General features: G+C 69.2%; 9 protein-coding genes and 4 pseudogenes. 9 read left to right on the top strand and 4 right to left on the bottom strand.

Annotated elements, in window-relative coordinates:
* Positions 1 to 801 precede the first annotated feature (801 nt).
* A complete protein-coding gene (locus ACFY4A_RS38640; protein WP_390834000.1) occupies positions 802 to 2349 on the top strand; it encodes a M20/M25/M40 family metallo-hydrolase in 1548 nt (515 codons plus the stop codon).
* Positions 2350 to 2558: 209 nt separating this feature from the next.
* Here the strand turns inward: ACFY4A_RS38640 and ACFY4A_RS38645 are convergent.
* A pseudogene (locus ACFY4A_RS38645) lies at positions 2559 to 2942 on the bottom strand (heavy metal translocating P-type ATPase); the annotation flags it as partial.
* Between the two features lie 148 nt (positions 2943 to 3090).
* Between ACFY4A_RS38645 and ACFY4A_RS38650 the strand changes: the two are divergent.
* The 7 genes and pseudogenes from ACFY4A_RS38650 to ACFY4A_RS38680 all read left to right on the top strand — a co-directional run bounded on the left by ACFY4A_RS38650 (position 3091) and on the right by ACFY4A_RS38680 (position 7879).
* Positions 3091 to 3498 carry an ArsR/SmtB family transcription factor gene (locus ACFY4A_RS38650; protein WP_390834001.1) on the top strand — a complete coding sequence of 136 codons (408 nt, stop codon included), beginning with the start codon at positions 3091 to 3093 and terminating at the stop codon, positions 3496 to 3498.
* Between the two features lie 489 nt (positions 3499 to 3987).
* The gene (locus ACFY4A_RS38655) at positions 3988 to 4314 is read left to right on the top strand and encodes a hypothetical protein (protein WP_390834002.1); all 327 of its coding nucleotides are present in this window, start codon (positions 3988 to 3990) and stop codon (positions 4312 to 4314) included.
* Positions 4315 to 4977: 663 nt separating this feature from the next.
* Positions 4978 to 5562 carry a hypothetical protein gene (locus tag ACFY4A_RS38660; RefSeq protein ID WP_390834003.1) on the top strand — a complete coding sequence of 195 codons (585 nt, stop codon included), beginning with the start codon at positions 4978 to 4980 and terminating at the stop codon, positions 5560 to 5562.
* A gap of 511 nt (positions 5563 to 6073) precedes the next feature.
* Positions 6074 to 6438, top strand: a pseudogene (locus ACFY4A_RS38665) (sigma factor-like helix-turn-helix DNA-binding protein); the annotation flags it as partial.
* Positions 6431 to 6784, top strand: coding sequence for a hypothetical protein (locus ACFY4A_RS38670; RefSeq protein WP_390834004.1), 354 nt, complete (start codon positions 6431 to 6433; stop codon positions 6782 to 6784). The pseudogene ACFY4A_RS38665 and the gene ACFY4A_RS38670, both read left to right, overlap by 8 nt.
* Positions 6673 to 7338 (top strand): annotated as a pseudogene (locus ACFY4A_RS38675) (S8 family peptidase); the annotation flags it as partial. The gene ACFY4A_RS38670 and the pseudogene ACFY4A_RS38675, both read left to right, overlap by 112 nt.
* A 457-nt stretch (positions 7339 to 7795) precedes the next feature.
* Positions 7796 to 7879 (top strand): 50S ribosomal protein bL37, encoded by an 84-nt coding sequence (locus ACFY4A_RS38680; protein WP_390834011.1) that lies wholly within the window; start codon positions 7796 to 7798, stop codon positions 7877 to 7879.
* A 205-nt stretch (positions 7880 to 8084) separates the two neighbouring features.
* On the opposite strand, the gene ACFY4A_RS38685 is transcribed toward ACFY4A_RS38680, so the two are convergent.
* From ACFY4A_RS38685 to ACFY4A_RS38695, 3 genes are all read right to left on the bottom strand, one after another.
* Complete coding sequence (locus ACFY4A_RS38685; RefSeq protein WP_390834005.1) at positions 8085 to 8360, bottom strand: hypothetical protein; 276 nt, start codon at positions 8358 to 8360, stop codon at positions 8085 to 8087.
* Positions 8361 to 8479: 119 nt separating this feature from the next.
* On the bottom strand, positions 8480 to 8785 hold the full coding sequence (locus ACFY4A_RS38690; RefSeq protein ID WP_390834006.1) for a hypothetical protein: 306 nt from the start codon (positions 8783 to 8785) through the stop codon (positions 8480 to 8482).
* 1181 nt (positions 8786 to 9966) lie between these two features.
* Positions 9967 to 10188 (bottom strand): hypothetical protein, encoded by a 222-nt coding sequence (locus tag ACFY4A_RS38695; RefSeq protein ID WP_390834007.1) that lies wholly within the window; start codon positions 10186 to 10188, stop codon positions 9967 to 9969.
* 218 nt (positions 10189 to 10406) lie between these two features.
* On the opposite strand from ACFY4A_RS38695, the pseudogene ACFY4A_RS38700 reads away from it, so the two are divergent.
* Positions 10407 to 10526, top strand: a pseudogene (locus ACFY4A_RS38700) (DNA-directed RNA polymerase subunit alpha); the annotation flags it as partial.

The raw sequence follows: 10526 nt of genomic DNA on the forward strand, positions 1-10526 counted from the left end.
TTCGCCCACCTGCACCGGCTTCACGCGTACGCGAGTCGGTGCGGGACATGGGCAGCCCAGCAGGGGCGTTACCCTACGCCGTCGTTCCGCGGGCGAAGTGCAGCGGTCGGGTGGGCTGCGCTGCTGTCCTGCCGGAAGTCGAGATCCGCTGCACCGGACTGCGGGTTGGAGGAGAATCCCGCTCTGACTCCATCCACGTTCACCCGGCTGACGCGTTGGTCGGGCGTGGTCGGGCGTTGGGGCTTTAGCGTCGTAATGCCTTGCGTTGAGACAGGACCGCAGGGCCCGGGCGGCCCCTGCACGCAGCGCCCTGGGCAGGGGCCGTCGTCTCGCCTGCCCGTGGCGTCGAGTGGGGCAACACTTGCGGCGCACGGTTCGCCGGCAAGGCTGTGACCCGCAATGGTCGGGCTCGCGGCGCCCGTGGTCGGGTGCCGTACCGGAACGGGACCGCCGGTCCGGTCAGCGCCTCAGCTCAAGCCGGATTCGCTGCGTAACGAGTGCCGGGCTGCGCATCCACATGGTCCTCGCCGGGTTCTTGCCGTGGCTGCGCATTTCCGGACCGGCTCCGCAAGGCGCTTACCAGTTGTGGTCGGGTCGGCGGCCGGTCACGCCCCCCGCGCGTGAGGGGTCCGTGGCACCTGCGTCATGGAGCAGGGCCAGGACGCCGTTCACCGCAGATTGAATACCGCTCATCGACTGCGACGCCCCGCTCATCGACTGTGGCGCTCCTTACCAATTGACCCTGAACCAGCGTGATCGTGAAGCTCGAATGTCAACCACTCGCGCAACAAGGAGGAGAGCATGAACGATTCACGTGACGTGACTGCCGTGGCCCGAGCGCGGCTCGGTCGACGCACCTTCCTTGGCGGAGTCGGCGTCGCCGCCCTCGGCGCCACCGGCCTCGCGGGCATCAACCTGTTCAGCGCCACCCTGAGTCCGGCGGCGGCCGCGACCGCGGTGCCGGAAGCGGACAAGGACCCGCTCAACCTGCTCCGGCGGATGCTGTCCTACGACACACAGAACCACGGCGAAGGCGCGAACACCCGCCCGCACGCGGAGATGCTCAAGGCAGTGTGGGACAACGCCGGGGTGCCCGCGGAGATCATCGACACTCCGCAGCCGAACAACGTGCACCTGATCGCGCGGATTCCCGGGACCAGCTCCGCTGCGCCGCTGCTGATGCTTGGCCACTCCGACGTGGTGCCGGTCGAACGGGAGAACTGGTCCGTCGATCCGTTCTCCGGCACGGTGCGCAATGGGGAGGTGTACGGCCGCGGCGCCCTCGACATGAAGGGTGCGAACTCGGCGACGATCAGCGCTCTGCTGCAGCACATCTCCGAGGGAGCCCGCTTCGAGCGCGACATCATCGTGCTCACCGACTGCGACGAGGAAGCCGGCTCGTTCGGGTCGCGGTGGCTGGCGGCCAACCACTGGAACAAGGTGGACGCCGGCATGGTCCTCACCGAGGGTGGCTGGTTCCTGGCGCAGAAAGACAAGACCACCCCGATGCTGATCACCGCCACCCGGCAGGACAAGGTATACTTCAACCTGGACCTGACCGCCCACGGCACCGCCACGCACTCCTCCAAGCCCAACCCCGACGCCGCGATCGTGACCTTGTCCCGGGCGGTCGCCGAACTGGACAGTTGGCTCGCGCCGGTGCACCTCACCGCGGTGACGCGCGAGTACTTCACGGCGCTGGCGAGGGCAACCGACGACGCGGAGTTCGCCCGCGCCATCAAGCTCATGCTCTCCGCACACAGCCAGAACGCACGGGAACGAGCCGCGCGCGTCGTTGTGTCGAAGTCCTCCTACCCGTGGCTGCACCAGGCCCTGCTTCGCACCACGCACGCGTTCGTCATCGAGGACTCCGGCTACAAGGAGAACGTGATCCCGTCCTCGGCACACGTCCGGATCAACTGCCGTGGCATCCCCGGCGGGCAGAAGCCCCGCGAATTCCTCGCCGAGATCCGCGAGATGACGGCCGGCCGCGGCATCCAGGTGACCCTCGCCGCCCCGGCGGGCAAGACCGAGAAGCAGTACCTCGACGAACTCGACAAGAACTGGGCAACGCCACCGGCCGACATCGACACTCCACTGTTCCGCGCTCTTGCCGGCGCCGCCGACGAGACCTACCCCGACGCGGTATTCGCGCCGGCCCTGTTCGAAGCAGGCACCAGCCTGGCGCCGTGGCGGGAACGCGGCATCCCCGGATACGGCGTCTACCCGTACGTACTCGACAACGACCAGCTCATCACGATGCACGGAAACAACGAACGGATCTACGTCGAGGCGCTGCGGCAGGGAACCGCGTTCATGTACCGGATGTTCTCCCGCTTCCTCAGCTGACAAGCCGATCACCAGTGGGTATGCGCCTGCGATCGTCCACGGGCTCCCACCTGGTCCGGGTGTTTGGCCCGGCGTCTGAGTGAGTGCCCGAACACAAGAACGGCCACCGGCTGATCTTCGAGATACCGAAGGCCCGAAGGAGATCAGCGCGATGTCCGCACCAGACAGTCTGCCCCTGCACGCCCTCGTCCACAGCCGGGTGGCAGTGGCGGGGCCAGGTCGCGCAGGCCGCGTACCGAGGCCGCGGTGGGGGCGGTGGCGATCGCCTCCAGCGCGCCGGAGGTGGCGAAGACGACGATCAGCAGAGCCCCGTCCAGCATCCGCCCGATCGCCGCCGTTCCGAGCGCGGCGACCACCATGAGCAGGTCCACGACCAGGGTCCTCTCCTGCAGCGCCTGCAGGCCGGCCCAGCCGGGCTCCCAGCCGCCGGTGATGCAGACGGCTGCGAACAACGGCCACCACGACCACGCAGGCGCGCCCGGTCAGACACAGCGGGAGGGCGACCAGGAACAACACCCGTGCAGCCGCTGCCAACCGGGCCTCGGGCAACGCGAGACCCGCGTGCGCCGCCGCGGTGCTACAGCGTCGCGCACCGGCTGGCGGCAACTGGGCGGGTGAGAGGGGAAGACGTCGGGGGCGTGGTCCTTCACAGGCAGGGAGCGCGGTGATCCGACTCCTTCACCGTATCGAAACAAATGAAGAGGCATTCATGTGTTCATGGGGGTGTCGTAGCATGGGCGTATGGGTCATGGAGCCGCACAACCAGCCGGAACCCCCCTCCCGCGAACGCGCCTGGATCCCGCCACTGCCGCCAAGGTCGCTACCACCCTGCAGGCACTGGCGACACCCTCGCGGCTGCTCATCCTCGCCCGCCTGCGCGAAGGCTCCCTGCCCGCAACCGAGCTGGCGGCGGAAGTCGGCATGGAACAATCCGCCTGCTCCCACCAACTGCGCCTGCTGCGCAACCTCGGCCTCGTCGTCGGCACCCGACAGGGCCGATCAGTGGTGTACTCCCTCTACGACAACCACGTCGCCGAACTCCTCGACCAGGCCCTCTACCACGTCGAACACCTCCGCCTCGAGTTGAGTGACACCCCCGCTGTCGCTGCGGCGCCGGAGACTGAGTCGACGGCCGCCCCGAGCATCTGACGCGCCGACCCCGAGGCGGCCGGCGTGCCAATGGAGGCCGGATGGGGCCTGCTCCATGCGCGCGGTCTGAAGCTGAGCGCCGCATCGACATCTGGGACAGTCCGGCGCCGGCGGGCGCTGTACGAACCCTGTCCCGGAGACCTGGCCCCGACGACGTCGAGGTCCAGGATTTCGGGCCCTGTTGACACGGACGACCGCGTCGCGGAGGCGACGGCGCTGAAACCGGTGGGCGCGCCGGATTCGGAGGGCCGCTGGTGTACGAGGGTTCGCTGTCCCTCGACCGCACGTGTCCCTGCGGTTGCACCGTGTGGATGCGGCCGTCGGCCGGCTGCCGGCAACGAGTACGGAACTGCTGCTGGTGTCCGTGCCGTTGGAGAAGACGGGGTAGAGGGCGGGGCTGCTGATGTGCTGACGCGGCCGATGTTCCGCCGGGGTCGGTGGCGGGAACGGAAGGACTGGTAGAGGTCACAGGGGGGACGGTGGGGTGACGTGATACTCGACGAGAAGGGCGCGAGGCACCTGCTGCTTTGGGTGGTCGGGCACTGGCTGCTCGGCGGCGCGGCCGTCGCCACCGTGGCGGTGCTGTACGCACCGGTGCCGGACGTGCTCGCGGCTCTTGCCGGGCTCTTCCTCGGCGTGGCGGCGGCGGTGTACCTCTCACTCCATCCCGATCTGGGCCGGTGGGCCACCCTGCGCAAGCGTGCCGGTCTGAGGGCGCCGAGCTTCAGTGACTGGGGGTACATCCAGTTGGTATTCGCCGTTGCCGTGGTGTGGTTGGCGTCGGCAGCGACCGCGGTGGCGGTGGAGGTGTTGTAGGGGAACGGTTCACTCCCCGTGCCGCAACCCCGTGTCCTTGGCCAAGGCCGCCCGCCGGGGCCGGCGAAGAAGACGTTGGGATCCGCGTCGGTGAGGAGTGCCCCTTCGTGGTCGGCGTCATGCCCGAGGGTATCTGGTCGTCCGGTGCAAGTGCCACGCCGTGCACCGGCAGCCGGGAACAGCCGGACGTCAACGGCACCGCTCGCCTGGAACACGGCGCCGGCAGGGCCCGGTCTTCGGGCCCTGGCCCTTTGACCACAGCACGGTGGCCCGGCCCACACCGGACGGCGGACGGCCGCCGGCTTGGGCGTGAGGCCCTGGCGGGGCAGGGTCGCCGTGATCCCGTCTGTGACCCGCCCCCGTGCCGGAATCCGGTGAGCCCTTCGCGCCGGTATTTCCAGGCGACCCGCTGCCGCACGGGTGATCAGGCATCAGAGATCACCTTGAAGGCCTAATCCCTCATCAATCTAGCCAGCGCCTTCGAAGGATTGACGTGCCGTCAGCAGGAGGAGAGCCGGGCCTGCGGATGCTCGGGGTACCCCGTTCGGCTCCCCCACGCCAGCCCTTCCGATATGCCCGAAATGACAGCCTTGAGGGCGGTCATTACGTTCAATCACACACCGGCTGTCAAAGCCGGCCTCTCTGAGAAGGAGCAAAAGCGCCATGATCATGACCCGTTCCACCGCCGTCACCGCGGCCGTTGCTGCCGCTGCAGCACTCGCCGCGACCGGCATCACCTACGCCACGGCCGCCCCCGCACCCGAGGCGGCCCCGGCCGTCGTCAAGCAGGCGCCCGCTCCGGCCCACGCGCCGATGGACGGAGGGTCCGGACAGGGCAAGGGCAACGAGGGCGGCGGCCGCGGCGGCAACGAGGGCGGCGGCGAGCGCGGCGAGCGCGGCGAGCGCGGCGAGCACGGCAAGCACGGCAAGCGCCGCCACCACGAGATCGGCAGGATCTTCATCAACGAGCGGTCGTTCTCCGCCCACCCCGACGGCTGCATCACCGTGGTGAGCGGCCTGGGCTCCAAGAGTTTCAACATCCGCAACGACAGCAAGCGGACCGTCGAGTTCTTCCGCGGCGTGACCTGTGACAACGGCGCCCCCGTCGCCACCGTCGGCCCGCACAGCGAAGCCAACGGCGTCAAGGTGCACCACACCAAGGGCGTCCACGTCAAGGACGGAGTGGTGGGCAGCTTCCGGGTGATCAAGCGCCACCACGGGGAAGACTTCGACTTCGACGAGTTCTAAACCCAGCCGCACCATGCCCACCATGTAGAACCCCGGCCCGCCGTAATCGGGCCGGGGTTCTGGTCTCAGCCCCCGGGGCACCCGGTGCGTGGTGCCCACACGTGCCCCTTGCCTGACGGTGCACGCGCCTGTCACGCCATACTAAACCGGCCGGAAGGCGCTGCGAGGCTGACCGCGCTGGTGTCCTCCTGCTTCACCGGCTCATGCCCAAGGGGATTCCCGCTGGAACGCCCCCGGTTGGCGCTGCTCCCGAGCAACGGCCACCGGTAACCTTCGCGGCGGCCGGGTGAGCCCGAACGGGTGACGAAAACGAAAGCCGCACACCTGGTGCAGCTACCCTCACCCGGCCCGTGACCGCAGGCAAAGTACACGGCCCCAGGACGGGGCGGCGGCAAGCACTCTGCAGGACCATGCCGCCCTCTGGAGCATGGGAGAAATCCGTGCCAGCGACGCCGTCAGCGCCGCCTGCGATGCACTCGCTGCCGGGCTCGACACGGCAACTGGCACCGCTGTCGACGGCACCCTGGTCCCCACCCGCGACCACACCGTCGCCGAGCAGTCGAAAAACTACCGGTACGGACCGCGGGATCAGGCCGAGCCGTGCTGCTGCGGGTCGTCGTCGGCCTGGACGGCCCCACCACCGCCCGCGTCCTCGGCAAGCGCCCAGGGGCGGTGCGCACTGCCGCCCACCGGGGCCTGAAACGCCTCGCCCGCCGACTGGGTGTCGGCGGCGAGGTGGGAGAGGGCGTGACGGATGAGGCTTCCCGGATGCTGGGGGGCGACATGAACGATGACGGCAGCAGACGGCAGGAGCGGGGGCCCGTCACCCCGAATGACTCGAACATGTCGGATAGGAGCGGAAGCGGACATGGGTGAGCGGCTGAACGGCGACGGAGTTCCGGGCTGCCGCCGCGTGCACACCGACGGCGCGTCGGGCCCTTGGGACGTGCGTGCCGACTCCACCCTGAAGACGGTGCAGGCCGCCGTCATGCGCGGAGGTGACCTCGACCCCGAGGCCGAACAGCGGGCGGTGGCCGCTTTCCTGGCCGCTCGCGGCGCGGGCGCGCACCGGGCACGTACCCGGCGCCGGGACGACTGGCGGCTGCCCGCGGAGCGAACGGCAACGACTGCAACGGCCACGGCACCCATGTCGCAGGGACCACCGCCGGATCGACCTACGGCGTCGCCAAGGGCGCCAAGATCGTCGGTGTTCGCGCCCTGAACTGCCAGGGCTCCGGCACCACCGCCGGTGTCGCCGCCGGCATCGACTGGGTGACCGCCAACGCCGCCAAGCCGGCCGTCGCCAACATGAGCCTCGGCGGCGGGGCGAGCACCTCGCTCGACGACGCGGTCAAGCGCTCGGTCGCCTCCGGCGTGAGCTACGCCGTGGCCGCCGGAAACGGCAACGCCGGCGGCAAGGCCCAGGACGCCTGCGGCTACTCCCCGGCCAGGGTCCCCGAAGCGATCACCGTCGGGGCGACCGACAGCACGGACACCAAGGCGTCCTGGTCCAACTACGGCACCTGCCTCGACTTGTTCGCGCCGGGCGTGGGCATCACCTCGTCCTGGAGCACCGGCAACACGGCGACCAACACCATCAGCGGCACCTCAATGGCCACCCCGCACGTGGCCGGCGCCGCCGCGCTGTACCTGGCGGGGAACCCCTCCGCCACTCCCGCACAGGTCCGGGACGCGATGGTGGCCGCCACGACGAGCGGAGTGGTCAAGAGCGCCGGCACGGGCTCGCCGAACAGACTGCTGTACTCCCTCTTCTGATCCTGCACGCAGTGCGGGCGGCAGCGGCCCCGACCATCCGCGACGAGGCGGACAGTCGGGGCCGCTCCACTCCACCTACGTCGTGCTCCTGCCGGAAGCGGCCTGGCCGGCCTTGAAGCGGACGTCTTTGTGATCACTACCTCCGTCGGCGTACTCGCGCCGCTGGCCGTCCACCTCCTCCTGGGAGAACGGGCGAAAGCGCCGTCAGCAACCGGCGAGACTGGGCCACCCGACACAACGTCGCCGTCATGGCGCTCCTCTTCTTCGTCCTCGGCCTCAAGCTGCTCGGGGATGGCGTCAGCATCGTCTCTTCTTGACGTGGATTCGACAGAAGCCAGTGATTGCTCCGGGACGGCGAAGTGCCGGTCTATGTGCGCTGCGTCCGCGACACCGCTGATGCGGACACTCCGGGCCGAATCTACACTGACCAAGGCGTAGAAAGCCCCGAATTAGGGAGATGTATACCGTGGCTAAACGAGGGAACAAGCGACGCGGTCGTAAGAAGAAGAAGGCCAATCACGGCAAGCGTCCCAACGCCTGAGCCAACCTGAGCAGACGACCGAGGGCCCTGTCTTCGCCGCCCGGATCGAGGTCGAGGGCTGGGATCCCGCAGTGGTGCGGGAGCACGGCAAAGAGCCGCACCGGACGAGACCGAGGCCGGCTCTTGAAGACGGGGCGCCTTTCGCTGTATCCAAGATCATTCGCCCCTATTGCGTGGGTGCCCTGCTCGGCGACGGCGGGCCTGTTCAGAGGATCGCGTGCGGCGACCGGCGCCGCTCATTACGGCTCCCGGGTGGCCTCCGGGAGACGGTCGGTCTCGTCGGCGCCGGCATCCGCGCGGCGGTCAGCACGTTGCGGGAATCGGCGGCGGCCAGCAGCCGGGCGGCCGCCCGTCGGGCTCGTCGGGCTCGTCGGGCGGGACGAACAGGAGCACCCCAGCGGCCCACGCTGCCGCACTCCAGGGTGATGATCTCGCCCTGGTCGTCAGCCGGCTCGACATCGATCACATGGTCCGGTGCCATGACGGTGTCCGGGGCGTCTGGCCAGGCTCTCGGTTCGGTCAGGCTACTCCGGGGTGAGGACGAGCGCGCAGGACATCGTCCGGCTGCCCGCGGCCCTCGAACCCCAGCACGGGCACCCCTCAGTCAACCTGAGCGCCTCGAGCACCCTGGCTGGGCGCGGCCGACTGCTCCTCTTCCTCCTCCATGAGCCGTATGCCCTCGTGCGTCAGTGAGACGGCGGCGGGGGTTCTGTGCGATGTCCAGTCGACGCTGATCAGGCCATCGTCGGCCAGATAGGCGCAGGCCGCAGAGAGATCCTCGTCGGGCAGGCGCAGCTCGTCGCGGAGTGCCGCTCCGCTGACCTCGGGGCGGTTGCGTTCGACGGCCTCGTAGAGAGATTTCAGGACCGCTTTCCGGTTGGACTTGCGTTCACGGAGTGTCGTCATGGCTGTCGTTCCGCTGGTCACACCTCGTCCGGGTGCGTGCGGTTCTGCCATGTCGACTCGCTGGTCGCCAGCCAGGACCGCGCGGGTCCGCGGTGTGCAGGGTGTCGATGGTGAGATGGAGACGGGTCGCTCCCTCGCGGCCGGCGGGGTAGCTGCGCTGCTCGGCCGAGGTGAAGCAGTGGCGGCACTTCGGCGACGCGACGGGCGACCTCCGTGTCGCCGCGATGACGCGGACCTCTGCGTGACCCGCGGAGGGCGACGGGTCTTGAGCCATACCCAACTCCTGCCGGGAACAGCGACGGGAACGAACGCGGTCGCTGCGACACGTCGGCCGGTGCGCGGACTGCGGCGCGTTTCACGACCGGTTCTCTTAGCAGCGTATGCCCGGCACGGGTGGTCGTGCTTGCCGAGGCTGCATCCGGCGTCGTCGACGACCGCCGGGCGCTCCGTGGCTATGCGGGGCCGGGAGCACGGTGGAGGCGCCGAGGGCATGCCGCGCACCGCTCCGACACCGGCTCTCGGCGATGAACGACGCCGGGCCGGTTCCGTCCGTGCCCGGGAGCAGGGTTCTGGGATCCTCGTCCTGCCCCGCGTGCGCAGGCAGTACCAGAACCGTGCCTGGAACCTCGCCCGGCGGATGCAGCAGCGGCTGCTTTCCGATCACGGTGCCGCTGCCGGTGTCACGCTGGTGAACCGCGCTCCGACGACAAGACCGCCGAGGCCTTGCGGTCCTGGGAGTGGGGCTACGTCGGGGGCGACGCCTCTGGGACGTCCCCGCCCGGCCCGTTCCGTGCACTGGTCCTGGGGACCTGAGCACCGAGCACTGGCTCCTGGCGTCGCGGCGCCGGCAGGCGCAGGGCGAGGCGGGCGATGTCGTCGGTGCTGCCGGGGAACAGCCGCTAGCGTGGCGGCGCAGCAGGTCGAGGCCGATGTCGAGGTCGCTGCCGGGGATTTCGATCAGGCCGTCGGTGGCGCCCCTGTAGATCCTCGAGCAGGAAGGTCTCGTCCTCCCCGAAGTCCGGGGCTTGGAAGGGGTTCGTCGTCGGAGGCGGCGATGCTGCAGTGGCACAGCGGGGTTGCCCTTCCAGGGCGGAGAACAGCGACGTCAGATCGATGAGAGGTCTCCCTTTCGTTACGGGCCCCTGAAGAGGCCTGGCGTGCCGTGACCGGGCACAGCGGTCCTACAGCTTGGTCATCTTGGCGTACGGGCTCAAGATCCGCATTTGCGCCGAGCCGAAATCCACGAGCGCCGCGATTCCACCCTCGATGCCGATCACCCGGCCGAGTCCGTACATGTCGTGTGTGACCTGGTCGCCCACGGCGAAGTGCTTGGGGGCCGGCGTGACCGGGGCCTTGAAGGGGCTGGTAGGCAAATGACGCTTCGGTGCAGCAGGCTTTCTCATTGCCTCCAGTATGCACGTACGAACTGCGCTGGTGGCTGATTCTCAGGGACAGGAGTAGCTGATCGTTGGACTCCACCCCAGCAAGAGCTGAGCCTGCTGACCGGCCGGCAGACGGGCGGGGTCGGCGGTTCGGGCCTCCTGGGCGGCCGAACCGCCCGTTACCCTTCGTGGTGTCTACGGCGTCACATAGCGGGCGCCAAACACTGGAGGCAAATCTCGTGCTGATTGCTCAGCGTCCGTCACTGACCGAAGAGGTCGTCGACGAGTTCCGCTCCCGGTTCGTGATCGAGCCGCTGGAGCCGGGCTTCGGCTACACCCTCGGCAACTCCCTCCGCCGC

It is taken from the genome of Streptomyces sp. NPDC001292, assembly GCF_042896465.1.
Classification (GTDB): Bacteria; Actinomycetota; Actinomycetes; order Streptomycetales; family Streptomycetaceae; genus Streptomyces.